Consider the following 23,322-nt stretch of genomic DNA (forward strand, 5'->3'; position numbering starts at 1 on the left):
CGTGCGGGAACCACCTGATCCCATGCCGAACTCAGCAGTGAAACCGCTCAGCGCCGATGGTAGTGTGGGGTCTCCCCATGCGAGAGTAGGTCATCGTCAGGCACTTCTTCGAAACCCCCGATCTCGTTCGAGATCGGGGGTTTTTCATGTCTGCGATTCGTAAAAAAACCAGCCCCGACAAGGCTGGTTTTTTGTTTCTGGACATTGGACTCAGGGAGTGGGAGAGCTCAGCGGCAGAGCGCCTCGAGGGCCTCAATCAGGCTGATCATCTCGTCTTCGGTGCCGATGGAGATGCGCAGAAAATCACGCAAGGCCTCGGTGTTGAAATGGCGCACCAGAATGCCGCGCTCGCGCAGACCGGCGAACAACTGGGCGGCGTCATGCTCGGGGTGACGTGTGAGCATGAAGTTGGTTTGCGAGGGAAGCACCTCGAAGCCGAGTCTCTCCAACTGGCGACGGGTACGCTCCCGGGTGGTGATCACCTTCTCGCGGCAGGCCTCGAAATGCTCCCTGTCTTCCAGGGCGGCCACGCCCGCGGCATTGGCCAGGCTGTCGATGGGATAAGAATTGAAGGAGTTCTTGACCCGCTCGAGACCTTCGACAAGCTCCCGGGAACCAATGGCATAGCCGAGTCGCAATCCCGCCAGACTACGGGATTTGGAAAAGGTGCCGGTAACCAGCAGGTTGGGATATTGCTGAATCAGGGGAATGGCACTCTCGCCCCCGAAATCCACATAGGCCTCATCGATCAACACCACACACTCGGTCACTCGCTCGAGCAAGGCGGCGATTGCGTCGCGGTCGTGGCCATGACCGGTGGGCGCATTGGGATTGGCGAATACGATCCCGCCACTTTGCGCATCGAAGGCCTCCAGGGGGACCTGCCATTCGTCGCCAAGGGCCAGGGTGCGATAATCGATACCGTACAGGCGGCAATAAACCGGATAGAAACTGTAGGTAATGGCCGGCATCGACAGCGGCCTTTCCTGGCAAAAGAACGCCTGAAAGGCCAAGGCGAGGACTTCGTCGGAACCATTGCCCACGAAAACCTGATCGGCCTCGATACCATGCTCTCGGGCCAGGGCCTCGCGCAGGGCACGGGACTCCGGGTCTGGGTAGAGGCGCAGATGGTCGGTAGGATAATCACGCAAGACCTGCCCCACGCCTGGTGCGGGAGGGTAAGGGTTCTCGTTGGTATTCAGCTTGATTAGGCGTTCACGCGGCTGCTCGCCCGGTACATAGGGGATCAGGTCGCGGACGACGGGACTCCAGAACTTGCTCATGGTCACTCGTATCGGCAATGGACGGCGTGTCAGAGGATAGCACTTTGGTTATGGTGACGTGGCCTGGGGCGCCGCGCAAGTCATTGGCGTGCTAGTCTGGGATGCCTACTTTAGGGGTTGCTGGATGATTGCCAAGATTCTCTCTACCTTGTTGCCGGTGTTCTTGATCGCCGGCTGCGGTGCGCTTTATGGGCGTTTTCGCACGCCGGACGTCCGTGGGCTCAACACGCTCAATATGGAACTGTTCGTGCCCATGCTGGTGTTTGCCGTGCTTGCCGATCGCCAGGCGCCACTGGAAGAATATGCCACTCTGGCGTTGGGTGCCGCAGTCGTCGTACTCGGATCCGGCCTGCTGCTATGGCCGCTGACACGCTGGTTGCGGTTCGATCCCAAGACCTTCCTGCCGCCGATGATGTTCAATAACTCCGGCAACATGGGCATTCCGCTGCTCGTGCTGGCGTTCGGCGAAGCCGCGCTGCCGGCGGCGGTGGTAGTGTTCATCATCGAGATGCTGCTGCACTTCTCGGTGGGGCTGTACATGCTGAGCCCTCATACGCCGTTGTGGCGGTTGCTGAGGATGCCGATCGTACTCGCCAGTCTTGCCGGCCTTGGGGTCAACCTGGGGGGAGTGCCGTTGCCTGGCTGGCTGTTGGAGGCACTGAACATGCTGGGGGGCGTATGCATTCCGCTGATGCTGTTCGCGCTCGGGGTGCGGATGCTGGATATCGACTTCAGCGCTTGGCGGACGGGTGTCCTGGGCGCCGTATTGTGCCCACTCAGCGGTTTGATACTGGCGGCACCGCTGGTCTGGTGGCTGGAGCTGACGGGACTGCAGGCTGCGACGCTCTGGGTCTTCGCTGCATTGCCTCCGGCGGTTCTCAATTATCTGGTCGCCGAGCAGTATCGGCAGGAGCCGCACAAGGTGGCGTCGCTGGTCCTGATCGGGAATCTGGGCAGCCTGGTGGTCATGCCCATGGTGCTGGCCGTGGTGTTTGCCCATGTCGGAACCTAGGGAAACAATGACTAAATGCCTGCGCTACTCAATCGCTGCGTTGCGCGGTGCTGGTGCGCCAGCCCGGTCGGAATCCTCACATACCCATATGCTCCGGTTCCTGTGCTCCGTGCGCCTTGCGCTTGAGCATGCTTGTCGATTGATTCAGTGCTTCCTTAGCGCTGACGTTCGAGACGCTCCAACTGCCGCTCCAGCTTGCTCATGGTATTGAACAGATCTCGATACTCGCCCGCGGTCAGCGTGGAGACCAGCTCGGTTTCCCAGGCATGGGCCTCGGGAATCAGTTCGCCCAGAAGTTTCTCTCCGGCGGATGTCAGGTGCAGGTAATGGATGCGCTGGTCGCTGGTGGACTGGGTGCGACGAATCAACTCCCGCTCCTCCAGCGACTGCACGGCGCGGGAGACCCGCGCCTTGTCCATGCGGGTGAAGTCACAGATCTGCTTGGCCGTGAGAACATCACGGTGACTGAGCCAGGCCAGCACCCGCCATTCGGCCACGTTGATCGCGAAGCGCTGGTCATAGATCTGCGACAATGCCTGGCTTATGCGATCCGCCAGGCTGTTAAGCCGGTAGGGCAGGAACTGGTTGAGGTCCAGTTCCGGCTTCGGTGGTCGGCTACGATCACCTGTGTCGTCTTTGCCGGAAGATGATTGCCGTTGCACATCCGAGTCCATCGCAGCTCTCCATCCGCGTCGTCAGTAAAGCAGTTGCGGCAGTAGCAGTGCGATGCCGGGAAAGACAAGCACCAGCACCGCACCCCCATGCCGGCGAACCAGAAGGGCGTCACTCCCCGGAGGATTGTACCTGTGGAGACATCCGGCAATACAGCGCGCAGTACGAAGACATTCATTCCCGCGGGGGCGTGATCAGGCTGATCTCGATGACGATCACCACCAGAATGCCGAACCACACCAGGTCATACTCCAGGCCGGCCACCACCGGGAAGAACACCGGCACCGTTAGCATCGACAGTAATAGTATCTTTTGCAACTATTTTGCGTCTTGAACCTATGTCCTAGATGAGGGAGGAGGCGCGTTTCGTGGCATGGCTGGCGTTTTTTCTGACTGCGGGATGGCATTGCAAGGCGTCATGCGCTATGGTTTTCTCTTGATATGGTTTCATTTAAAACTAAATGTCGGTGAGGAAACTCCATGAGCAAGCAGTTCGCTTCCCATGCCGATACCAAAGAGAAGCAGGTCAGCTTCACCAAGCTCGCCGAGGGCCTCTACGCCTATACCGCCGAGGGCGATCCCAATACCGGGATCATCATCGGTGATGACAGCGTGATGGTGGTCGACACCCAGGCCACGCCGATCATGGCCGAGGACGTGATCCGGCGCATTCGCGAAATCACCGACAAGCCAATCAAGCATGTGGTGATGAGCCACTACCATGCGGTTCGCGTGCTGGGAGCCTCCGCCTATCAGGCCGAGCACATCTATGCCAGTCGCCATACCTACGAGTTGATCGTCGAGCGTGGCCAGCAGGACTTCGAGTCCGAGGTCGGTCGCTTCCCGCGCTTGTTCCAAGGCGTGGGCTCAGTGCCCGGCCTGACCTGGCCGACCCTCGTTTTCGACCGCGAGTTGAGCGTGTTCATGGGCAGCCGTGAGGTGAAGATCATGCACCTGGGCAGGGGCCACACCAAGGGCGATACCGTGGTCTGGCTACCCCAGGAAAACGTCCTGTTTTCCGGTGATCTGGTCGAGTACGGCGCCACTCCCTACACCGGCGATGCCTACCACGAGGACTGGCCTGTCACCCTCGACCGGCTCCTCGCGCTCGATCCACAGAAGCTGGTACCCGGCCGTGGGGAGGCCCTGCGGACGCCCGAGCAGTGCCGCGAGGCGATCGAGGGTACCCGTGACTTCCTGGCCGACATGTACGGCAGCGTCAGGGCCGGCAAGGCCGCCGGCAAGTCGCTTTCCGAGTGCTATGCCGAGACCTACGCTGCGCTCAAGCCCAAGTATGGCCACTGGGTGATCTTCGACCACTGCCTGCCGTTCGACATCACCCGCTGTTACGACGAGGCAGGTGGCGAACATCCCGATCCGCGGATCTGGACCGCCGAGCGCGACCAGCAGATGTGGCACTCGCTGCAGGAAGTGGTCGAGAAGCAGGAATGAGATCGCGGCTCGGGACCAGAACTGGACGGTGCCGGTCCTGTTGCTGGCCAACCATATCGGCGATCAGCAAGTGCTAGAAGAGACCCTGAGCATTGCAAGCCTGGCGGCCGGTCGCGAGCCTGCCTCGGGGCGAACCACGATCATGAATGCGTGAGGATGACTGCATGAACATCAACGACCTTCAATACCAGAGCGGTTTCCGCAACCACTTCGCCAGCGAGGCACTGCCCGGCGCCTTGCCGAAAGGCCAGAATTCGCCGCAGCGCTGTCCGTATGGTCTATACGCTGAGCAACTGACCGGCTCGGCCTTTACCGCATCGCGTCACCAGAATCTGCGTAGTTGGCTGTATCGCATACGTCCGTCGGTGGCGCAGTCGGCCTATCGCCCGCTGTCGCAGGGGCAGGTGGCCACTGCGCCGCCGCTGGAACCCGCCGCCGATCCCAACCAGATGCGCTGGGATCCGCTGCCGATCCCCGAGGATCCCACCGACTTCGTCGACGGCCTGCTCACGGTGGCGGTCAACGGCGATGCCGGGGCCCAGGCTGGTTGCGGCGTGCACCTCTATACCTGTAATCAGGACATGCACCGGCGTTTCTTCTACAACGCCGACGGCGAACTGCTGATCGTGCCCCAGCTCGGAGCCCTGCGCCTGCGCACCGAGTTGGGCGAGCTCCACGTGGCCAACGGCGAGATCGCGGTGATTCCGCGTGGCCTCAAGTTCCAAGTACGCTTGGGCAGGGGAGCCGACGCCGCCCGCGGCTATATCTGCGAGAACTACGGCAGTCCGCTGGAACTGCCCGGCCTGGGCCCGATCGGCGCCAACGGCCTGGCCAACCCGCGTGACTTCCTGAGCCCCGAGGCGGCCTATGAGGATCTCTCGGGCGACTTTGAGCTGGTGGCCAAGTTTTCCGGGCGCTTCTGGGCCTCGCATCTCGATCACTCGCCGCTGGATGTGGTGGCCTGGCACGGCAACTACGCGCCTTACAAGTATGACCTGGCCAAGTTCAATACCATCAACACCGTGAGTTTCGACCACCCGGACCCGTCGATCTTCACCGTGCTGACTTCACCCTCCAACACGCCCGGGATGGCCAACGTCGACTTCGTGATCTTCCCGCCACGCTGGATGGTGGCCGAGAACACCTTCCGCCCGCCTTATTTCCATCGCAACCTGATGAGCGAATTCATGGGGCTGATCCATGGCGAATACGATGCCAAGGCGGAAGGCTTCCTGCCTGGCGGGGCCAGCCTGCACAACTGCATGTCGCCCCACGGGCCCGACGCCGACACCTTCGAGAGGGCCACCCACGCTGAACTGACACCGCAGTACCAGGGCGATACGCTGGCCTTCATGTTCGAGAGTCGCTATGTCTTCCAGCCGACACCAACAGCCCTGGAGGCCGACTTCCGCCAGCGCGACTACGTCGATGTCTGGGCCGGCCTGCGCTCGCATTTCGACCCCTCGATGCCCTGAACGACAGCGCCGAACACGATACCTCTGACGACAAGGATTGATGCAAGATGAAACTCGCCACTCTCAATAAAGGCCGCGACGGTGAGCTGATCGTGGTCTCCCGCGACCTGACCCGCGCGGTGCGCGTGCCCGAGATCGCCGCCACCCTGCAGCAAGCCATCGAGCACTGGGACACCCTCGCCCCTCGCTTGGGACAGGTCTACGCCTCTCTCAATAGCAGCCAGGAAGACGATGCTTTCGACCTGGACATGACCGAGCTGCACTCGCCGCTGCCACGCAGCTATCACTGGGCCGACGGCTCGGCCTATCTCAATCACGTGCAACTGGTACGCCAGGCACGTAACGCCGAGATGCCCGAGACCTTCTGGACCGACCCGCTGATGTATCAGGGGGGCGGCGACCACTTCCTGGCTCCCACCGAGGACATCGAGGCAATCAGCGAAGATCACGGTATCGACTTCGAGGGCGAGATCGCGGTGATCACCGACGATGTGCCGATGGCGGTGACCCCGGAACAGGCCGCCGGCCACATCAAACTCGTGATGCTGGTCAACGATGTCAGCCTGCGCGGCCTGATCCCCGGTGAACTGGCCAAAGGCTTCGGCTTCTTCCAGGCCAAGCCAGCGTCGAGCTTCTCGCCGATCGCCGTGACGCCGGATGAACTGGGCGACGCCTGGCGCGACGGTAGGGTCCACCTGCCACTTACCGTGCACTTGAACGGCGAGAAGTTCGGTGAGCCCGCAGCCGGCCCCGACATGATCTTCAGCTTCCCGCAACTCGTCGCCCACGCCGCCCGGACACGCTATCTTGGCGCCGGGGCCATCGTCGGCTCGGGCACCGTCTCCAACCCCGGCCCCGACGGCGACCCGGGTAAGCCGGTCAGCGAGGGTGGCGTCGGCTACAGCTGCCTGGCCGAGGTGCGCATGGTCGAGAAGATCCTGCACGGCGATAGCCGTACGCCGTTCATGCGCTTTGGCGACCGGGTGCGCATCGAGATGTTCGATCGCCAGGGCCAGAGCATCTTCGGTGCCATCGACCAGCAGGTGGTGAAATATCAGCCAAAATGAGCTCAATATCCCAACCTCAAGGAGGCAGGCAAATGACGACGCTTTATGGCTATTTCCGCTCGTCGGCCGCCTACCGGGTGCGCATCACGCTGAACCTCAAGGGCCTGGCGTACGACCAGGCCCCGGTCAACCTGATCAAGGGTGAGCAGCGGGCCGAGGTGTACATGGCCCGCCACCCTCAAGGGCTGGTGCCGATGCTCACCATCGACGACGGCACCCAGTTGATCCAGTCGCTGGCGATCTGCGAGTACCTGGAGGAGCGCTATCCCGAGCCGCCATTGCTGCCGGCCGAACCCGCGGATCGCGCCCGGGTGCGAGCCCTGGCCCAACTGGTGGCCTGCGAGATCCATCCGCTCAACAACCTGCGGGTACTCAAGTATCTGGTTAACGAGCTGAAGGTGGACGCGGACGCCAAGCTGACATGGTACCGTCACTGGATTGCCGAGGGTTTCACCGCCCTGGAGACGATGCTCTCCCGCGAGGCGGGCAGTGGCGACTTCTGCCATGGCGACATGCCGAGCCTGGCCGATGTCTGCCTGGTACCACAGGTATATAACGCCGAGCGTTTCGAGTGCGATCTCTCGCCGTATCCGCGTATTCGGCGCATCACTGCCAACTGCCGCACTCTCGAAGCTTTCCAGCGAGCGGCACCCGAGGAGCAGCCGGATGCGAACTGAGTTATAATAAGCAAGCTAATGAAGCGGGCGCGGCATGAGTCGCGCCCGTTTGTTGTTCGTTCGATTGCCAAGGAGGATCGGGTGCTGAGGCTGACTTCTCCCACCATGGTGCTGGTGCTGGCGGCGCTGACCGCGCTGGGACCGCTTGCCACCGACATGTATCTGCCGGCGATGCCGGCCATGGCCGAATCCCTCGGCACCGGTCCCGATCAGGTGCAGTTGACGCTCAGCCTGTACATGGCCGGCTTCGCCTTGGCTCAACTGGTCTGCGGCCCCGTCTCGGATCGCTACGGGCGCAAGCCGGTACTGATTGCCGGCGTCAGCCTGTTCCTGTTCGCCAGTTTGCTTTGTGCCTTGGCGCCGAGCATCGAGGTCCTGCTGGTGGGGCGCTTCCTGCAGGCCTTCGGCGGGGCCGCCGGCCCGGTGCTGGGTCGCGCGGCGGTGCGCGACATTCATGGCCCCCTGGAAGCCGGGCGCATCCTTTCCTACATGGCCAGCACCATGGCCCTGGCGCCGGCGTTGGCCCCCCTCGTGGGTGCCGGCCTGCTGTTGTTCTTCGGCTGGCAATCGGTGTTCGTGCTGCTGGCGCTCTATTCCGGGGCGATGTTGCTGGTGATGGCGTTGGCCATGCCCGAGCCGCTCGCGACAGAGCAGCGTCAGTCGGTCCGTCCCCGGGTCATCCTGGCCAACTTCCGCATGCTGCTCACCCAGCGTAGCTTCCTCGGCTATACGCTGGTCAATGCCACGGGCTTCTCCGGGTTGTTCGCCTACCTGTCCGGTTCATCCTTCGTACTGATCGAGTTCATGGGGCTTTCACCCTTGCAGTACGGCATCGGCTTCTCGCTGATCGTCGGCGGCTTCTTCATTGGCTCGCTGACCAGTGGCCGTTACGGCCATCGCCTGGGGCGCGACCGCTTGATCCTGATCGCCAGCCTGATGTGCGCCCTGGCCGGCACCGCCATGGCCGTACTGGCCCTGGCCGGCGCGTATGCCGCCTGGGCCGTGATCGGGCCGCAGGTGCTGTTCCTGTTCGGGTTCGGCATCCTGATGCCGCAGAGCATGGCCGGCGCGCTGGCGCCCAACCCGCACTGCGCCGGTTCGGCCTCGTCGCTGTTCGGCTTCCTGCAGATGACCACCGCCGCACTCGTAGGTGCCGTTGTCGGCCAGCTTCACGACGGCACCTCGCGCACCATGGCCATCGCCATCGGCTTGGCTGGCTTGCTGGCGCTGGTCAGCTATTGGCGGGTGGTGCGCCCGCTAGCGCCGGTTCGGTCGAGGAGTCTCCGTGCCAGTACCTCAAGGCACGATGTCAAAGTGAGAAATAGCGGCTAAAACTCGCGCAATAAACGCGATGGTGACTCACGAAAATCCATAACAATCGGGGTGAACCGATGCCAAACCCCCGAGTCGCCCATGCCCAAATCCTTGCTAGTGGCGCTGACTGCCACCTTTCTGCTGATCGCGACGAGCACGCAGGCCGGTATGCATCGCTTGGCATCCTCGGTCGCGACTATTGCCCCAACAATCGAAGAAACGATCTCGCTATGGTCCGAGTTGGCTGCCATCGAACTCCCCAAGGTGGCTCCTGAAGAAGTCTGGGTGCGCATCGACCTGAAACGACGAGAACTGGCGCTGTTCCAGGGCGAGCACCGCATTCTGACGATCCCTTACCTGGCTTTTGGCACGGCCGGGGCCAACCGTATCCGCCTGCAAGGCAGCAGCCAGACGCCCATCGGTGAATTCCGCATCGACAGAATCAACCGCCAGAGCCGCTTCAAGCTGTTTTTCGGGATCGACTACCCGACCCCGGACATCGTCCACGAGGCCTGGCGGAACGGCATTCTCACTGATCGGGACTATCGCGATTACCGGATCTACCGGCGTCAGCACGGCCGCTCCCCGGCCCACACACCGCTGGGCGGCCATATCGGCATCCATGGCCTCGGCAATCGCCCTGTCAGGTTCCACCAGATCCGCGACTGGACCGAAGGCTGTATCGCCGTCACCAATGCGGAAATCCAGATGCTGGAACGCTGGCTGGATGTCGGCACGCTGGTGGTGATTCGCTGATCGCTCAGATCGTCTCCGCCTTGATGTCGATCAAGTTTGTTTCAAATGAAACCAAGCGGAGATATTTCCCCTTTTGAAGCGGTGATTGATGTCCAACCTCTGCCACAGGGGTATCATGCCTCTGGATGACAATCACCAGCCTGGATCGGGTCAGTGCAGTGCGCTGGGTGTGACAGGGGCGGGGCAGTCGCCAATACGGACCGCATTGCCTGGCATCCGGAACTGTCCGTGAAGGCCACTTGTCGTTATGCTGTTAAGCAAGTCGCCGTGGTAGCGGCGCTAGGCCCATTGGTTAGGAGGACTCTCATGCAAGTCAGGACGTTGCTGGTTGGTTCTGCCATGCTTGCCATGCTGGCAGGTTGTGCCGCCGGTCCCACGGACGCGCCGCCCATGACGGAAGATACGGCAGAGGGCGTAGCCCACTATCAGGGCACCTTGCCCTGCCGTAACTGTGCCGGTATCGACATCGATGTACGGCTGGAAGGGGATGAACAGGCACCGGCCGAGGAACGCACCTTTACCCTCGATGCCACCTATCGGGAGCATCCGCAGAACCCGCCTGACGAAAACTATGCCGGTCAGTGGGAGGCGCTGAGTGGTACGGCAGTCGATCCGAATGCCACCGTCTATGAGCTGACGCCGGATGGCGATGGGCAGATCTACTACTTTCTGCGCGTCGATGAACAGACCTTGGAGCTGATCGACCCCGAGCGGCGCCGTTTCCAGAACAACGAGATGTTGCAGTTGCGGCGCCAATGAGCCGTGAGCACTGACGCGAGGGGCGGCCAAGGGCCGCCTCTTGCATTTCCAGGTGCTGTTAGAATGACGGACGAGCCAGTCAGGGGGAACGAGCCGGGATGGCCAAAGCGAAGAGTGCCTTCGTATGCACCGAGTGCGGTGCCGAATACAGCAAGTGGCAGGGACAGTGCTCGAGCTGTCGCGAATGGAATACGTTGAGTGAGGTTCGCTTGTCGCCACCGCGCCCAGGAGCATCGCCTGCCGTCACCGGGCGTAGCGGTTATGCCGGCGTCGTGTCGCGTGAAGTGGTCGATCTCGCCGCCGTCGACCTCTCCGAGGTGCCGCGCTTCTCCTCGACCTTCGGGGAGTTCGATCGGGTGCTGGGTGGCGGCCTGGTACCGGGGTCGGCGGTGCTGCTGGGCGGTCATCCCGGGGCCGGCAAGTCCACGCTGCTGCTGCAGACCGCCTGCAAGCTGGCGCAGCAGAAACGGGTGCTGTATGTCACCGGTGAAGAGTCGTTGTCGCAGGTGGCGATGCGTGCCCACCGACTGCAGTTGCCGGTGCAGGGGCTGAAGATGCTGGCCGAGACCAGTGTCGAAACCGTGCTCGGCGTGGCCGAACGCGAACGTCCGGAAGTCCTGATCATCGACTCCATCCAGACCATGCATCTGGAGGATATCGGCTCGGCGCCGGGCGGTGTGGCTCAGGTGCGCGAATCGGCGGCAGCACTGACGCGCTTCGCTAAGCAGTCGGACACCGTACTGCTGTTGGTGGGGCACGTGACCAAGGACGGCAGCCTGGCCGGTCCCAAGGTGCTCGAGCACATGATCGATGCCTCGCTGCTGCTGGAAGGCGGGGCCGACTCGCGTTTTCGCACCCTGCGTGGCCAGAAGAATCGCTTCGGCGCGGTCAACGAGCTGGGGGTATTCGCGATGCTCGAACATGGCCTCAAGGAAGTGAAGAACCCCAGTGCCATCTTCCTGTCGCGCAACGAGGAACAGAGCGCCGGCAGCCTGGTGATGGTGGTCTGGGAGGGCACGCGGCCGATCCTGGTCGAGGTGCAGGCGCTGGTCGACGAATCGGCGCTGGGCAATCCCCGGCGCGTGGCGGTGGGGCTCGACCCGAATCGCCTGGCCATGCTGCTGGCCGTGTTGCACCGCCATGGCGGCCTGTTCACCGGCGACCAGGATGTGTTTCTCAATGTCGTGGGCGGGGTCAAGGTGCTGGAGACCAGTGCCGACCTGGCGGTGTTGCTGGCGGTGGTCTCGAGCCTGCAGAACCGCCCGCTGCCGCGCGAATTGGTGGTGTTCGGTGAAGTGGGCCTGTCCGGCGAGATCCGGCCGGTGCCCAGCGGCCAGGAGCGGATCGTCGAAGCCGCCAAGCATGGCTTCACCCGCGCCATCGTGCCGCGTGGCAATGCACCCAAGAGCGCACCGGAGGGCATGGAGGTGATCGCCGTCGAGAAACTGGCCGAAGCTCTGGAGGCGCTGTGAGTGGACGCCGCCACTGTGATGTAGAATCAAGACATGAGGCAACGAAGGAGGGAACGATGAGCGCCATTCGCCTGACCCAATATAGCCACGGTGCCGGTTGTGGCTGCAAGATCGCCCCCGACGTGCTGGATGGCATTCTCGCCAAGGCCGGGCCCGGGGCCAGTCATGCGCGGCTGATCGTCGGCAATCAGGGCCGGGAAGATGCCGCCGTCTATGATCTGGGCGATGGTCGCGGCGTGATCGCCACCACGGACTTCTTTATGCCCATCGTCGATGATCCCTTCGATTTCGGGCGCATCGCCGCCACCAATGCCATCAGCGATGTCTATGCCATGGGCGGCACGCCGATCATGGCGTTGGGCATCCTGGGCTGGCCGCTGGACAAGCTGGGAGCGGATATCGCCGGCGATGTGGTCGCCGGTGCCCAGGCGGTATGCCGTGAGCTGGGCCTGGCCCTGGCCGGCGGGCACTCGATCGATGCACCGGAGCCGATCTTCGGTCTGGCGGTCAACGGGCTGGTCGACCTGGAGCATCTCAAGCTCAACAAGGGGGCTCAGGTCGGCGATCTACTCTATCTGACCAAACCGCTGGGCGTGGGCATGCTGACTACCGCCGAGAAGAAGGGACTGATCCAGCCCGGGCATCAGGGGTTGGCCCGTGAAACCATGCTCAAGTCCAACGACATCGGGGCCCAGCTGGCCAGGATCCAGGGCGTGCATGCCATGACCGATGTCACCGGCTTCGGCCTGGCCGGCCATCTGGCGGAGGTGTGTGAGGCCAGTGGCGTGGCGGCGCGCATCGACTTCAAGCGTCTTCCCCGCCTGGCCCAGGCCGAGGCCTATCGGCGCCAGGGAGCGGTGCCCGGCGGCAGCGAGCGCAACCGTCACGCACTGGGGACGAAGTTGCCGCCCATGGACGAGGCTCACTGGCAGTGGCTGTGCGACCCGCAGACCTCGGGTGGACTGCTGCTGTCGGTGCATCCCTCCTGGGAGGACGACGTCGAGCGGATCGGCCGGGCCTACGAGCTCGAACTGGTACCCTTCGGCGAGATCGTGGCGGCCAGGGGCGAAGCCTTGATCGAGGTGCGTGGATGAGCCTACCGCTGGTCGAGCCGGAGCTTGGGCTGTTGCGTGAGAGGCGCGTGCTGATCGACGTGCGGGCACCGGTGGAGTTTGCGCAAGGCGCCTTGCCGGGAGCGGTCAACCTGCCGCTGATGGACGACGAGGAACGCCAGCGCATCGGCCTGACCTACAAGCAACACGGGCAGCAGGCGGCGATCGAGCTGGGTCAACGGTTGGTGGCGGGTGGCATCAAGCGCTCGCGTCTCGCTGCCTGGCAGCGTGAACTGGCCAAGCATCCGGATGCCATTCTCTACTGCTTCCGCGGGGGGCTGCGTTCGCAGGTCGCCCAGCAGTGGTTGCTGGACGCCGGTATCGAGCGGCCACGTATTCGCGGTGGCTGGAAGGCCATGCGCCAAGCGCTGTGCGCGCGCATCGATGCCGCCGCCGAACGGCCGTTGCTGGTGGTGGGGGGCCTGACCGGCTGTGCCAAGACGACACTGATCCAGCGACTCGACAATGGCCTGGATCTGGAAGCCTGTGCCCGCCACAAGGGCTCGGCCTTCGGGCGCCATCCGCTGGTGGCACCCTCGCAGATCGACTTCGAACACGCCATGGGGCTGGGCCTGCTGGAAATCGATGGCCCCTGCGTGGTCGAGGACGAATCGCGCCATATCGGTGCGGTCAATGTGCCACTCTCCTTCTGGCGCGCCATGGAGCGAGCCCCTCGCCTGCGTGTGGAAATGCCCCTGGACTGGCGCCTGGCACAGATCCGCAAGGACTATATCGATGACCTGTGGACGATCTACTCGCAGCAGTACGGCGAGTGGCTGGGCTGGACACTGATGCGCAAGCAGCTTGCCGGCGCGCTGGCGAGATTGAAAAAACGCCTCGGTGGCGCGCGGCTGGCCCGCCTGCAGCGTCTGCAGGCGCTGGCCTTTCGCGAGCACGAGCGAGGCAATCGCCAAGCCCACGAAGCCTGGTTGGCGCCGTTGCTCACCGAATATTACGATCCCCTGTATCGCCACCAGCTCGAAAAGCATGACCAGACCTTCCTGCATGTGGGCGACTGGGAGAGCTGTCTGGAAGCGGCGCGCGAGTGGTCAGGCCGGTACGCTGTGTAGCCACTGCACCAGTACCCGGTCGAGCAGGGCGGCCAGACGGTCGAAGCGTCGGGGATCGGCGAGGATGGCGTCGCGATCCTGAACGTAACGCCCAGGGGCACGACTCTCGAGGCCGTCGAAATGTTGGAGTGGGTGGTCGAGCAGCGCCTCGGCGCTGGTGCTGGTGGCTTCCAGATGACACTGGAGGCCGATCACCCGGCCCGCATCCCAGGCGAAACCCTGCAGCGGGCTGGCCGAGCTCGAGCCCAGTGGCAGGGCGCCGTCGGGAAGCCCGAAGATATCCCGGTGCCACATCAGTGCCTCGAAGTGTTCGGGCAGATCGAAGGGGCTGTCCGGCGCCAGCGTGATCGAGTGCCAACCGATCTCGGTGTAGGTGCCACGCGAGACGATGGCGCCGAGTCCGTCGGCGATGAGCTGGGCCCCCAGGCCGATCCCCAGCACCGGCTTGCCACTCTTCAGGGCGCGGGCGATCAGTTTCTTCTCGCGCTTGAGCCAGGAGGGCGGATCGTCATCCTCGAGGCTGATGGGGCCGTCGAGTACGATCAGGCCATCGCAGTCATCCAGGCGCGGTGGCGCCTCACCGGCATCGAGATGGCAACTATTATGACTATGGCCCATCCCCACCAGCCAGTCGGCGAGCCGGGCGGGACCCATGTGAGACGCGTGTTGAAGGAAGTAGATATGCATGATGAGCCCATGATGGATACGGCCGTCAGTGGCGTCCAGTACGGCGTGCTCGGAACTTGGCGGATGGCGACGACAAGGGAGGGGCCACATGGCACGTCCTGAACTGCTCGAACAGATCTACACGATTGTCGCGCAGATTCCGCCGGGACGTGTCACCACCTACGGACGGGTGGCGAAGATGACCGAAGGCGCCACGCCTCGCATGGTGGGCAGTGCCATGCGTCATCTGCCCGATGGCCACGGGCTTCCCTGGCATCGGGTCATCAATGCCAGCCGCCGGGTCGCCGACCATGGCGGTGCGACGCGTCAGCGTGACAAGCTGCGCGCCGAAGGTGTGGTTTTCGATGCCAGCGGGCGTGTCGCCGCTGAACGTCTGTGGCCCTGACGCTTTCGACGCTTTCTGTCCTGCAAGGCAAGGAGAACGCATGAGCCAGTCTTCCGGTGGTTTCCATCACCGCCTGCGCCAGCTCGATGACCGTCGTCGGTTGGCCTTCATGGCGGCACTGTGTGAACGCTTGTTACCCAATTATGCGCTGTATGCCGAGCACACGGGAAGCGGTGATATCGCCGCGCTGCGCAATATCCTGGATCTGGTGTGGGAGCACCTGTTGGTCAAGGGCGCGAAGATCGACTTCGACCGCCAGGCGGACAAGCTCGCCGAGCTGGAGCCGCCGCCCGACGATGACAGCTTCGGTGCGCGCCGCGCCCTGGACGCCGTGGTGGCGTTGTCGGCGCTGCTCGACGGCTTGCGCGGCGAGGCGCCGGAGGCACCACTGGAGGTCAGCATGACCTCGCGCGGTGGCGTCAGGGCCTTTATCGAGCTCACCGAGGGCGAGGACGACGACCAGCGCCTGGCCGCCTTGGTACGCGAGCACCCGCTGATGGCCGATGAGCGCGACTTCCAGGATGCCGTCCTCGAGGCGGTGGAAGAAGATGAGCTCGACCGTGACGCTCTCAAAGCCTTGCGGCGCCTGGGGCGTAACGATGGGGTAAGCAACCTGGGATTGACGCTGGACTAGACGCGAGTGCCACCGCTGCCGGCCAGCCCTGGCAGAATGAACGGCATCGTAATCGCATTTCCCTTCCTTGGAAGGGCCTCATCCATGGCTTCCTAGAGGCGCATCTCGATACCGTGCTCGGCCATGTAGCGCTTGGCGTCGGGAATGCTGTACTCGCCGAAGTGAAAGATGCTGGCGGCGAGCACGGCGTCCGCACCGCCTTCGGTGACGCCGGCGACCAGGTGATCGAGGTTGCCGACGCCGCCCGACGCGATCACCGGCACGCCCACCGCATCGACGATGGCACGGGTCACGCCCAAATCGAAGCCGGCCTTGGTGCCGTCGCGATCCATGCTGGTCAGGAGCAGCTCGCCGGCCCCCAGTTCGACCATCTTGCGCGCCCACTCCACGGCATCCAGGCCGGTGGGCTTGCGCCCGCCGTGGGTGAAAATCTCCCAGCGCGCCGGCTCGCCCCGCTGCGATACCTGCTTGGCATCGATGGCGACCACGATGCACTGGTTGCCGAAACGTTCGGCGGCTTCGCGCACGAAGTCCGGGTTGTGCACGGCGGCGGTGTTGATCGACACCTTGTCGGCACCGGCGTTGAGCATGGTACGGATGTCCTCGCAGGTGCGGATGCCGCCGCCGACGGTCAAGGGGATGAATACCTCGCCGGCGATGTGCTCGACCATCTCCACCGTGGTACCGCGATTCTCGTGGCTGGCGGTGATGTCGAGGAAGGTGATTTCGTCGGCGCCCTGGTGGTTGTAGCGCCTGGCGATTTCCACCGGGTCACCGGCATCGCGGATGCCGACGAAGTTGACGCCCTTGACCACGCGACCGGCGTCGACGTCCAGGCAGGGGATGATGCGCTTGGCAAGGCCCATGGCTTCAGCTCCCGGTTCGGTTGGCTTGCAGTTCGTCGCACAGGCGTTGTGCCTCGGCGACATCGAGAGTGCCCTCGTAGATGGCGCGACCGGTGATGGCGCCCAGGATGCCCTCTTGCTCGACCTTGGCCAGGGCACGCAGGTCGTTCAGGTCGGTTACGCCACCCGAGGCGATCACCGGCAGGCCACCGGCGCGTGCCAGCTCGGCCGTGGCCTCGACATTGACACCGCCCATCATGCCGTCGCGGGCGATATCGGTGTAGACGATCGACGAGACGCCGTCATCGGCGAAACGACGGGCCAGGTCGGTGGCCTTGAGCGTCGATACCTCGGCCCAACCGTCGGTGGCCACGAAGCCGTCGCGGGCGTCGAGGCCGACGATCACATGGCCTGGGAAACGCCGGCACATGTCGCCGACGAAGGCCGGTTCCTTGACCGCCTTGGTCCCGATGATCACGTAGGACACCCCGGCGGCGAGATAGTGCTCGATGGTCTGCGGCGAACGGATACCACCGCCGATCTGGATCGGCAGGTCCGGATAGGCGCGTGCGATGGCGGTCACCGCCTCGCCATTGACCGGCTCACCTTCGAAGGCACCGTTGAGGTCGACCAGGTGCAGGCGGCGCGCGCCGGCTTCGACCCAGCGTGCGGCCATGGCCACCGGGTCGTCGCCATAGGTGGTGGAGTCGCTCATCCGGCCCTGTTTGAGGCGGACGCACTTGCCGTCCTTGAGATCGATGGCGGGGATTACCAGCATGTCGTGTCCTCATGGGCGCCTGGCAGAGGCGCGATGATTCTTGGTTCGGGGGATGAATAAGGCGGCGACCAAGGGCCTGCGACGCCCCATTGGCCGGGCGCGGGTTCAGGGCACCCAGTTGACGAAGTTTTCCAGCAGCCGCAGGCCGTCGCTGGCACTCTTCTCGGGGTGGAACTGCACGGCGAAGACACAGCCTTGCCCGACCGCGACATGAGCCTGGGTGCCGCCGTAGTCGGTGGTGCCGTATACCGTGTCGTCGTCTTCGGCATCCACATAATAGCTGTGCACGAAATAGAAGCGTGCGCCGTCCTTGATACCGGCCCACAGCGGGTGTTCGTGGTGCTGGGCAACCTGGTTCCAGCCCATGTGCGGGACCTTGAGGCGCTCGCCGTTGGTATCGCGCAGGTCGTCATTGAAACGCCGCACCCGGCCGGGCAGAAAGCCGAGACAGTCAATGCCGTTGTTTTCTTCGCTATGGTCGAGCAGCATCTGCTGACCGACGCAGACGCCCAGCAAGGGCTTGGCCTGGCTGTGGAGAAGCTCCAGGACCAGGCCCTTGAGCTCGGTCCTTTCGAGTTCGCCCATGCAATCGCGGATGGCCCCTTGCCCGGGCAGCACCATGCGGGTGGCACCACGAATGCGGCGCGGATCACGCGTCACCACCACGTGCTCGTGGGTGACATGCTCCAGCGCCTTGGCGACGGAATGCAGATTGCCCATTCCGTAGTCGATGACGGCAATGGTCATGGTGCGCTCCTTATCGGTGAATCAGCGAAAAACAGGACGGGGCCTCAGTCGAGTGGCCACCTTACAGGCAGCCCTTGGTGGAGGGCATCTGTCCGGCCATCCGCGGGTCGGCTTCCACAGCCATGCGCAGGGCGCGACCGAAGGCCTTGAAGATGGTCTCGGCCTGGTGGTGGGCGTTGAAGCCTTTCAGGTTGTCGATATGCAGGCTGACCTGGGCATGGTTGACGAAGCCTTGGAAGAATTCCCAGAACAGCTGGGTGTCCAGACGCCCGATGCTGGCCCGGGTGAACTCGACGTCCATGAACAGCCCCGGGCGACCGGAGAAATCGATCACCACACGGGACAGGGCCTCGTCGAGCGGTACATAGGCATGGCCATAACGGCGTATGCCGCGCTTGTCGCCGATGGCCTCGCGAAAGGCCTGCCCCAGCGTGATTCCGAGGTCTTCCACGGTGTGGTGGTCGTCGATATGCAGGTCGCCGGCGGCCTTGATCTCCAGATCGATCAGGCCATGGCGTGCTACCTGGTCGAGCATGTGGTCGAGGAAGGGTACGCCAGTCTCGCAGGTGAAGCGGCCCTGACCGTCGAGGTTCACGCTCACCGTGATCTGGGTTTCCTTGGTGTCCCGGGAAACCGTGGCGGTACGCTCGGACATGGTGGCTCGACTCCTGCGCTGGGCGCTGTGGTAACGATGAAAGCACTAGAGTTGGCCATTATAGAGAATCGGGTGCCCCATCCGCTACAATGCCGAGATTGACGGGCGGCCGCGTTCCGCTGTCCCGGCCTGGGGGAGAAAATGATATGCCGGTAACGCTTCACAAGGTCGACTACGCCTGCTGGGCAGCGGATGTCCAGGTGGCCCGCGACCTGTCGCTCATCTATGCCGATGCGCCGGCACAGCGCCTGCCGCTGCCGGCCGACGAGTATATTCTACAGCATCTGTCGCAGGGGGGGCTGTTCTGTTGCGCGCGTTTCAACGAGCGGCTGCTGGGTGCCGTTGCCGTGGAACGTGACGACGAGGCGTGGTGGCTGTCGCATTTCTGCGTGCGCAAGGCCACACGTCGACGCGGCGTGGGGTCGCGGTTGCTGGCCTTGGTCGGCGAGTCGGCTTATGGCGAAGGGCGGGTGCTGCGTGTGGCGGTCTCGTCGCTGATGGTGGGTGATCAGCTCCTGCTCTCACGGTTGGGATATCGGCTGGCGGAAGGGGGCAACTATTTCGAATTGAATCCGCTGGCGTCACAGGGAGGAATGCAATGAAAGCGCTGTTGCGGACGCTGTTGGCCGTGATCGGGGTGCTGGGGCTGGTAATGGTGGCGGCGGTGGTGTACATCACCACCTTTTTCGACCCCAATGACCTCAAGCCACGCCTGATCGAGGTGGTGCGCCAGCAAAGTGGGTTGGAGCTGGCCTTGGACGGTCCGCTGTCCTGGTCGTTCTATCCGCGGCTGGGCGTCAGTGTCGAGCAGGCCGAGGCCTGGCTGCCCGACCAGCCGCACGAGGAACCCTTCGTCGCCTTCGAGCGCGCCGAAGTCAGCCTGTCCCTTGCCCCGTTGCTGTCCGGTGAGATCGCCATCGATGGACTGACGCTTGACGCGATGCATCTCAATCTCAGGCGAGACGAGCAGGGACGAGGCAATTGGCAGGTGTTGCTCGAGCGTCTCCGGTCGCGGGGCGAGGAGGCCGAAGAGGCGCTTGCACCGGCCTCGTCGGGTCCGGACACCCCCGCCGGTGGCGATATGGCGGTGGCGCTCAACATCGCCAGCGTGCAGGTGCGCAATGGCGAGATCCTGTTCAGCGACCGCCAGAATGGCCTCGAACTGCGGCTCGATGACTTGATGATCACGGGCAGCAATGTCAATCCCAATAGCGCCTTCCCGCTCAAGACGAGCTTCAGCCTGGCATCGTTCGCCGATGCCGGTTGGCGGGATGTCGACGACCCCGAGCCCGAAGTGAGCAGTGACGTGAGCTTCGAGAGCCGCGTGCGCCTGGGCCTGAGGGATGGTCGGTATGTCCTGGAGGGGCTGGCGCTCGACACCCGGACGAGCCTGGCGGCACTCGAAGACCGCCAGCAGCAGGTCAATCTGCGTGCCAAGCAGTTGACCGCCGAACTCGAGGCCGACCACTATCAACTCGAGGAGGGGCAGCTCGATGCCAGCGTGTCGCACCCGGCCCTGGGCGACAAGCCATTGCCGCTGTCGCTGACCTTCATGGCCGATGCCGATCTCGCCGCCGAGACCTTGCAACTGCGTGAGCTGCTGTTGACCAGCGAGGATAGCCTCAAGCTCAGCGGCGCACTGGAGATGAACAAGCTGTTCGCTGTTCCGCAGTACAGCGGCCAGCTCCAGATGGCGCCGATGTCGCTGCGCCCCTGGCTGACGCGCACGGGGATGATGCCGGAGACGGCCAGCGACTCGGCCCTGAGCGATGTGGCCTTGACCAGTCCAGTACAGGGGAGTGGCGGGCGATTCGAGCTGACCAACCTGACGTTGGTGCTCGACGACAGTACCTTCACGGGTCGCCTGGGGGCTGGCCTGGACGGTCAGTCACTGAGCTTCGACTTGCAGGGCGACCAGTTGGATCTGGATGCCTATCTCCCGCCTCCCCCGACGGAAAACGGCTCGGCTGACAGCGCCGCACGGCTGGAATTGCCGGGGATCGCCTCGGCCTATGCCGAGGAGGCCGCAGGGGAACTGCTGCCGGTGGGTTGGCTGAGTGCATTGACACTGGATGGCCAACTGACGCTGAATCGGCTCAAGGCCTTCGATCTGGCGTTCGATGAAGTCAGCCTGAAGGCGCGCGGCAGCGATGGCCAGCAGCGCCTCGAACGCTTCGACGCCCGTTTCTACGAGGGCAACCTGTCCACCACTGCTGCCCTGGATCTACGCCAGGAGCCTGTTCGTTGGACCCTGACGCCGACGCTCGAGCAGGTGAGGATCGTGCCACTCTTCGAGGCCTTGAACGGAGATGAGTCACCCCTGCGCGGGCGCCTTAACCTGGACGGTGAACTGACCTCGCGTGGCAATACGCTCGATCTGCTCAAGCGTAACCTCAACGGTCGCACGGCACTGCGTATCAATGACGGTGCGGTACTCGACGTCAACGTGTCCCAGGAGCTGTGCACGGCGGTGGCCACGCTGGAAGGGGAGGAAGTCAGTCGCGAATGGAGTCCCGATACCCGCTTCGATCGTGCCCAGGCGACGCTGGTATTCCGCGATGGCGTCGTCCATAACGATGATCTGGAAATCACCTTGCCCGGCATCGCCCTCGGCGGGGAGGGCGAACTGAACCTGGTCACCGAGCGTTTCGACTACGCCGCCGCCGCTCGCTTCGTGGATACCGCCGATGCCGCTTGTCGCGTCAACCCGAGACTCGAGCGGGTGCCCTTCCCGGTGCGGTGCGAGGGTGAGTTTGGTGGGAATACGAGCGAGTGGTGCCGCTTCGACCGCCAGGCCTTCCAGCAGGCATTGGGCAAGCTGGCGCGTGACGAGGCCAAGCGTCGTGCCGGCGAGGAAATCGAAGAGCGCCTGGGCGATTCTGTGGAAGAACTCGAGGAACGCCTCGGCGAAGGTGCTTCTGAGGAACTTCGTGACGCCTTGCGTGGTCTGTTTGAGTGAGCATCATTGAAAGCCAGTCCCTGCGCCGACTCCCTAGTCGGCGCTTTTTTTCGTGACCCCTTCGCAGGACAACGGTATGCCGATGAACGAGGTGCCAGCGATCGACCTGTCCCCTGCCGAATTTCAGCGCCGACTGCTGAGCTGGTTCGATCGACATGGTCGCAAGACCCTGCCCTGGCAGCATGACAAGACGCCCTACCGCGTCTGGGTCTCGGAAATCATGCTGCAGCAGACCCAGGTGACCACCGTGATTCCCTACTATGAGCGTTTCATGGCGCGCTTTCCCGATGTCCGGGCGCTGGCGGCGGCGTCCCAGGACGAGGTGTTGCACCTGTGGACCGGGCTGGGGTACTACGCACGCGGACGCAACCTGCACAAGGCGGCGCGAATGGTGGTGGACGAACACGGCGGCGAGTTTCCGGTGCACAGCCTCGAGGCCATGGCGGCGCTGCCGGGGATCGGACGCTCTACCGCCGGCGCCATCATCAGCATCAGCACCGGGCGCCGGGCGCTGATCCTCGATGGCAATGTCAAGCGGGTGCTGACCCGCCTGCACGGTGTGGCGGGCTGGCCGGGGCGTCCCCAGGTGGAACGGGTCCTGTGGCGGCTCGCCGAGCGCTACACGCCCAGCGAGCGACTACCCCACTACACCCAGGCGATGATGGACCTGGGGGCGACGGTGTGCAGCCGTGGCAAGCCGAGCTGTCTGTTGTGTCCCTTCGAGGATGTCTGCACCGCCCACGCGCGCGGCGAGGAACGTCGCTTCCCCGAATCCAAGCCGAAGAAGGCCTTGCCGGAACGCCAGGCCGTGATGCTGTTGCTGCAGGATGCTCAGGGGCGAGTGTTGTTGGAACAGCGTCCATCGGTGGGGCTGTGGGGAGGGTTGTGGTGTTTTCCGCAATTCGACGACGGCGAGGCGCTGCAGGCCTGGCTGGACACCCATGCCCCCGATGCCGAGGTCGAGGCGGGCTGGAATGCCTTTACCCACACCTTCAGCCACTTCAGACTGGTGATCATCCCGCAGCCGGCGCGTTGTCGGCGTGCGCCGGCCGTGAACGACGCCGGGAGCCTCTGGTATGATCCCGACCGGCCTGCCAACGTGGGCCTGGCATCACCAGTGAAGGCCCTGTTGGCCAGCCTGGTGCAGCATCGTCTGAACGATCCTCGATCCCCCCTTACCCAGGAGAGTGAGCCATGAGCCACACCGTATTCTGTCGCAAGTATCAGCGCGAGCTCGAAGCCCTGCCTTTTCCGCCGTTGCCGGGCAAGAAGGGACAGGAGATCCAGGCCAGCGTGTCGAAACAGGCCTGGGAGGAGTGGCAGTCTCTGCAGACGCGCCTGATCAACGAGAAGCATCTCAATATGATGGATCCTGCCGCACGGGAGTACCTGATGGAACAGATGGAGCGTTTCTTCGACAATCGCGAGACCGACCAGGCCGAGGGTTATGTGCCACCGAGCCAATGAAACGCCGGTCATGAAGCCGACAACTTTCTGAATTGAAAAGCCTT

At 63.7% G+C, this 23,322-nt stretch carries 25 protein-coding genes, 1 rRNA gene and 1 pseudogene; 19 read left to right on the forward strand and 8 right to left on the reverse strand.

Annotated elements, in window-relative coordinates; genetic code table 11:
• A 5S ribosomal RNA gene (gene rrf / locus ACFOEV_RS06390) occupies positions 1-102 on the forward strand; the annotation flags it as partial.
• A gap of 125 nt (positions 103-227) precedes the next feature.
• Here the strand turns inward: rrf and hisC are convergent.
• Positions 228-1,283 carry a histidinol-phosphate transaminase gene (gene hisC / locus ACFOEV_RS06395; RefSeq protein ID WP_386772311.1) on the reverse strand — a complete coding sequence of 352 codons (1,056 nt, stop codon included), beginning with the start codon at positions 1,281-1,283 and terminating at the stop codon, positions 228-230.
• A gap of 124 nt (positions 1,284-1,407) precedes the next feature.
• On the opposite strand from hisC, the gene ACFOEV_RS06400 reads away from it, so the two are divergent.
• Positions 1,408-2,295, forward strand: coding sequence for an AEC family transporter (locus tag ACFOEV_RS06400; protein ID WP_386772312.1), 888 nt, complete (start codon positions 1,408-1,410; stop codon positions 2,293-2,295).
• A 155-nt stretch (positions 2,296-2,450) separates the two neighbouring features.
• Here the strand turns inward: ACFOEV_RS06400 and ACFOEV_RS06405 are convergent, their stop codons facing one another.
• Together ACFOEV_RS06405 and ACFOEV_RS06410 are read right to left on the reverse strand one after the other, a co-directional pair.
• Positions 2,451-2,969, reverse strand: coding sequence for a MarR family winged helix-turn-helix transcriptional regulator (locus ACFOEV_RS06405; RefSeq protein WP_386772313.1), 519 nt, complete (start codon positions 2,967-2,969; stop codon positions 2,451-2,453).
• A gap of 21 nt (positions 2,970-2,990) precedes the next feature.
• Positions 2,991-3,267, reverse strand: a pseudogene (locus ACFOEV_RS06410) (TRAP transporter large permease subunit); the annotation flags it as partial.
• A gap of 180 nt (positions 3,268-3,447) precedes the next feature.
• On the opposite strand from ACFOEV_RS06410, the gene ACFOEV_RS06415 reads away from it, so the two are divergent.
• The 11 genes from ACFOEV_RS06415 (at position 3,448) to mnmH (ending at position 14,121) form a co-directional block, all read left to right on the forward strand.
• A complete protein-coding gene (locus ACFOEV_RS06415; RefSeq protein ID WP_386772314.1) occupies positions 3,448-4,419 on the forward strand; it encodes an MBL fold metallo-hydrolase in 972 nt (323 codons plus the stop codon).
• Positions 4,420-4,447: 28 nt separating this feature from the next.
• Positions 4,448-4,573, forward strand: coding sequence for a DUF2783 domain-containing protein (locus tag ACFOEV_RS06420; RefSeq protein WP_386772315.1), 126 nt, complete (start codon positions 4,448-4,450; stop codon positions 4,571-4,573).
• Between the two features lie 10 nt (positions 4,574-4,583).
• Entirely contained in the window at positions 4,584-5,894 is a 1,311-nt protein-coding gene (hmgA, locus tag ACFOEV_RS06425; protein WP_386772316.1) for a homogentisate 1,2-dioxygenase, read from the forward strand.
• Positions 5,895-5,941: 47 nt separating this feature from the next.
• Entirely contained in the window at positions 5,942-6,961 is a 1,020-nt protein-coding gene (locus ACFOEV_RS06430; RefSeq protein WP_386772317.1) for a fumarylacetoacetate hydrolase family protein, read from the forward strand.
• Between the two features lie 32 nt (positions 6,962-6,993).
• Entirely contained in the window at positions 6,994-7,638 is a 645-nt protein-coding gene (maiA, locus tag ACFOEV_RS06435; RefSeq protein ID WP_386772318.1) for a maleylacetoacetate isomerase, read from the forward strand.
• Between the two features lie 81 nt (positions 7,639-7,719).
• Positions 7,720-8,970 carry a multidrug effflux MFS transporter gene (locus ACFOEV_RS06440; protein ID WP_386772319.1) on the forward strand — a complete coding sequence of 417 codons (1,251 nt, stop codon included), beginning with the start codon at positions 7,720-7,722 and terminating at the stop codon, positions 8,968-8,970.
• 81 nt (positions 8,971-9,051) lie between these two features.
• Entirely contained in the window at positions 9,052-9,708 is a 657-nt protein-coding gene (locus ACFOEV_RS06445; RefSeq protein WP_386772320.1) for a L,D-transpeptidase family protein, read from the forward strand.
• Between the two features lie 306 nt (positions 9,709-10,014).
• A complete protein-coding gene (locus ACFOEV_RS06450; RefSeq protein ID WP_386772321.1) occupies positions 10,015-10,467 on the forward strand; it encodes a copper resistance protein NlpE N-terminal domain-containing protein in 453 nt (150 codons plus the stop codon).
• A 98-nt stretch (positions 10,468-10,565) separates the two neighbouring features.
• The gene (gene radA, locus ACFOEV_RS06455) at positions 10,566-11,939 is read left to right on the forward strand and encodes a DNA repair protein RadA (protein WP_386772322.1); all 1,374 of its coding nucleotides are present in this window, start codon (positions 10,566-10,568) and stop codon (positions 11,937-11,939) included.
• Between the two features lie 56 nt (positions 11,940-11,995).
• The gene (selD, locus tag ACFOEV_RS06460; protein WP_386772323.1) at positions 11,996-13,033 is read left to right on the forward strand and encodes a selenide, water dikinase SelD; all 1,038 of its coding nucleotides are present in this window, start codon (positions 11,996-11,998) and stop codon (positions 13,031-13,033) included.
• The gene (gene mnmH, locus ACFOEV_RS06465) at positions 13,030-14,121 is read left to right on the forward strand and encodes a tRNA 2-selenouridine(34) synthase MnmH (RefSeq protein WP_386772324.1); all 1,092 of its coding nucleotides are present in this window, start codon (positions 13,030-13,032) and stop codon (positions 14,119-14,121) included. Before selD ends, mnmH begins: the two co-directional genes overlap by 4 nt.
• Here the strand turns inward: mnmH and ACFOEV_RS06470 are convergent.
• Positions 14,101-14,808, reverse strand: coding sequence for a type 1 glutamine amidotransferase (locus ACFOEV_RS06470; protein ID WP_386772431.1), 708 nt, complete (start codon positions 14,806-14,808; stop codon positions 14,101-14,103). The genes mnmH and ACFOEV_RS06470 overlap by 21 nt on opposite strands.
• Positions 14,809-14,896: 88 nt before the next feature.
• Between ACFOEV_RS06470 and ACFOEV_RS06475 the strand changes: the two genes are divergently transcribed.
• Together ACFOEV_RS06475 and ACFOEV_RS06480 are read left to right on the forward strand one after the other, a co-directional pair.
• Positions 14,897-15,193: an MGMT family protein gene (locus ACFOEV_RS06475; protein WP_386772325.1), complete on the forward strand. Its 297-nt coding sequence runs from the start codon at positions 14,897-14,899 to the stop codon at positions 15,191-15,193.
• Between the two features lie 40 nt (positions 15,194-15,233).
• The gene (locus ACFOEV_RS06480) at positions 15,234-15,827 is read left to right on the forward strand and encodes a YjaG family protein (protein WP_386772326.1); all 594 of its coding nucleotides are present in this window, start codon (positions 15,234-15,236) and stop codon (positions 15,825-15,827) included.
• 92 nt (positions 15,828-15,919) lie between these two features.
• Here ACFOEV_RS06480 and hisF read toward each other — a convergent pair whose 3' ends face one another.
• The 4 genes from hisF to hisB all read right to left on the reverse strand — a co-directional run bounded on the left by hisF (position 15,920) and on the right by hisB (position 18,852).
• Positions 15,920-16,693 carry an imidazole glycerol phosphate synthase subunit HisF gene (hisF, locus tag ACFOEV_RS06485; protein ID WP_386772327.1) on the reverse strand — a complete coding sequence of 258 codons (774 nt, stop codon included), beginning with the start codon at positions 16,691-16,693 and terminating at the stop codon, positions 15,920-15,922.
• Positions 16,694-16,697: 4 nt separating this feature from the next.
• Positions 16,698-17,450: a 1-(5-phosphoribosyl)-5-[(5-phosphoribosylamino)methylideneamino]imidazole-4-carboxamide isomerase gene (gene hisA, locus ACFOEV_RS06490; RefSeq protein WP_386772328.1), complete on the reverse strand. Its 753-nt coding sequence runs from the start codon at positions 17,448-17,450 to the stop codon at positions 16,698-16,700.
• A gap of 105 nt (positions 17,451-17,555) precedes the next feature.
• A complete protein-coding gene (hisH, locus tag ACFOEV_RS06495) occupies positions 17,556-18,197 on the reverse strand; it encodes an imidazole glycerol phosphate synthase subunit HisH (protein ID WP_386772329.1) in 642 nt (213 codons plus the stop codon).
• Positions 18,198-18,258: 61 nt separating this feature from the next.
• Complete coding sequence (hisB, locus tag ACFOEV_RS06500) at positions 18,259-18,852, reverse strand: imidazoleglycerol-phosphate dehydratase HisB (protein WP_386772330.1); 594 nt, start codon at positions 18,850-18,852, stop codon at positions 18,259-18,261.
• A gap of 146 nt (positions 18,853-18,998) precedes the next feature.
• Here hisB and ACFOEV_RS06505 point away from each other — a divergent pair, with 146 nt between their 5' ends.
• The 4 genes from ACFOEV_RS06505 (at position 18,999) to ACFOEV_RS06520 (ending at position 23,278) form a co-directional block, all read left to right on the forward strand.
• A complete protein-coding gene (locus ACFOEV_RS06505) occupies positions 18,999-19,454 on the forward strand; it encodes a GNAT family N-acetyltransferase (protein WP_386772331.1) in 456 nt (151 codons plus the stop codon).
• Positions 19,451-21,811, forward strand: a complete 2,361-nt coding sequence (locus ACFOEV_RS06510; protein WP_386772332.1) for an AsmA family protein — start codon at positions 19,451-19,453, stop codon at positions 21,809-21,811. The genes ACFOEV_RS06505 and ACFOEV_RS06510 overlap by 4 nt, the downstream gene beginning before the upstream one ends.
• An 82-nt stretch (positions 21,812-21,893) precedes the next feature.
• A complete protein-coding gene (gene mutY / locus ACFOEV_RS06515; RefSeq protein WP_386772432.1) occupies positions 21,894-23,009 on the forward strand; it encodes an A/G-specific adenine glycosylase in 1,116 nt (371 codons plus the stop codon).
• Positions 23,006-23,278, forward strand: a complete 273-nt coding sequence (locus ACFOEV_RS06520) for an oxidative damage protection protein (RefSeq protein ID WP_386772333.1) — start codon at positions 23,006-23,008, stop codon at positions 23,276-23,278. The genes mutY and ACFOEV_RS06520 overlap by 4 nt, the downstream gene beginning before the upstream one ends.
• Positions 23,279-23,322 lie beyond the last annotated feature (44 nt).

It is taken from the genome of Litchfieldella rifensis, assembly GCF_042646605.1.
GTDB classification, from domain to species: Bacteria; Pseudomonadota; Gammaproteobacteria; order Pseudomonadales; family Halomonadaceae; genus Litchfieldella; species Litchfieldella rifensis.

Coding starts and splice junctions, on each gene's coding strand:
- hisC (WP_386772311.1), bottom strand. CDS start 1,283: ATGAGCAAGTTCTGGAGTCCCGTCGTCCGCGACCTGATCCCCTATGTA.
- ACFOEV_RS06400 (WP_386772312.1), top strand. CDS start 1,408: ATGATTGCCAAGATTCTCTCTACCTTGTTGCCGGTGTTCTTGATCGCC.
- ACFOEV_RS06405 (WP_386772313.1), bottom strand. CDS start 2,969: ATGGACTCGGATGTGCAACGGCAATCATCTTCCGGCAAAGACGACACA.
- ACFOEV_RS06415 (WP_386772314.1), top strand. CDS start 3,448: ATGAGCAAGCAGTTCGCTTCCCATGCCGATACCAAAGAGAAGCAGGTC.
- hmgA (WP_386772316.1), top strand. CDS start 4,584: ATGAACATCAACGACCTTCAATACCAGAGCGGTTTCCGCAACCACTTC.
- ACFOEV_RS06430 (WP_386772317.1), top strand. CDS start 5,942: ATGAAACTCGCCACTCTCAATAAAGGCCGCGACGGTGAGCTGATCGTG.
- maiA (WP_386772318.1), top strand. CDS start 6,994: ATGACGACGCTTTATGGCTATTTCCGCTCGTCGGCCGCCTACCGGGTG.
- ACFOEV_RS06445 (WP_386772320.1), top strand. CDS start 9,052: ATGCCCAAATCCTTGCTAGTGGCGCTGACTGCCACCTTTCTGCTGATC.
- ACFOEV_RS06450 (WP_386772321.1), top strand. CDS start 10,015: ATGCAAGTCAGGACGTTGCTGGTTGGTTCTGCCATGCTTGCCATGCTG.
- radA (WP_386772322.1), top strand. CDS start 10,566: ATGGCCAAAGCGAAGAGTGCCTTCGTATGCACCGAGTGCGGTGCCGAA.
- selD (WP_386772323.1), top strand. CDS start 11,996: ATGAGCGCCATTCGCCTGACCCAATATAGCCACGGTGCCGGTTGTGGC.
- mnmH (WP_386772324.1), top strand. CDS start 13,030: ATGAGCCTACCGCTGGTCGAGCCGGAGCTTGGGCTGTTGCGTGAGAGG.
- ACFOEV_RS06470 (WP_386772431.1), bottom strand. CDS start 14,808: ATGCATATCTACTTCCTTCAACACGCGTCTCACATGGGTCCCGCCCGG.
- ACFOEV_RS06475 (WP_386772325.1), top strand. CDS start 14,897: ATGGCACGTCCTGAACTGCTCGAACAGATCTACACGATTGTCGCGCAG.
- ACFOEV_RS06480 (WP_386772326.1), top strand. CDS start 15,234: ATGAGCCAGTCTTCCGGTGGTTTCCATCACCGCCTGCGCCAGCTCGAT.
- hisF (WP_386772327.1), bottom strand. CDS start 16,693: ATGGGCCTTGCCAAGCGCATCATCCCCTGCCTGGACGTCGACGCCGGT.
- hisA (WP_386772328.1), bottom strand. CDS start 17,450: ATGCTGGTAATCCCCGCCATCGATCTCAAGGACGGCAAGTGCGTCCGC.
- hisH (WP_386772329.1), bottom strand. CDS start 18,197: ATGACCATTGCCGTCATCGACTACGGAATGGGCAATCTGCATTCCGTC.
- hisB (WP_386772330.1), bottom strand. CDS start 18,852: ATGTCCGAGCGTACCGCCACGGTTTCCCGGGACACCAAGGAAACCCAG.
- ACFOEV_RS06505 (WP_386772331.1), top strand. CDS start 18,999: ATGCCGGTAACGCTTCACAAGGTCGACTACGCCTGCTGGGCAGCGGAT.
- ACFOEV_RS06510 (WP_386772332.1), top strand. CDS start 19,451: ATGAAAGCGCTGTTGCGGACGCTGTTGGCCGTGATCGGGGTGCTGGGG.
- mutY (WP_386772432.1), top strand. CDS start 21,894: ATGAACGAGGTGCCAGCGATCGACCTGTCCCCTGCCGAATTTCAGCGC.
- ACFOEV_RS06520 (WP_386772333.1), top strand. CDS start 23,006: ATGAGCCACACCGTATTCTGTCGCAAGTATCAGCGCGAGCTCGAAGCC.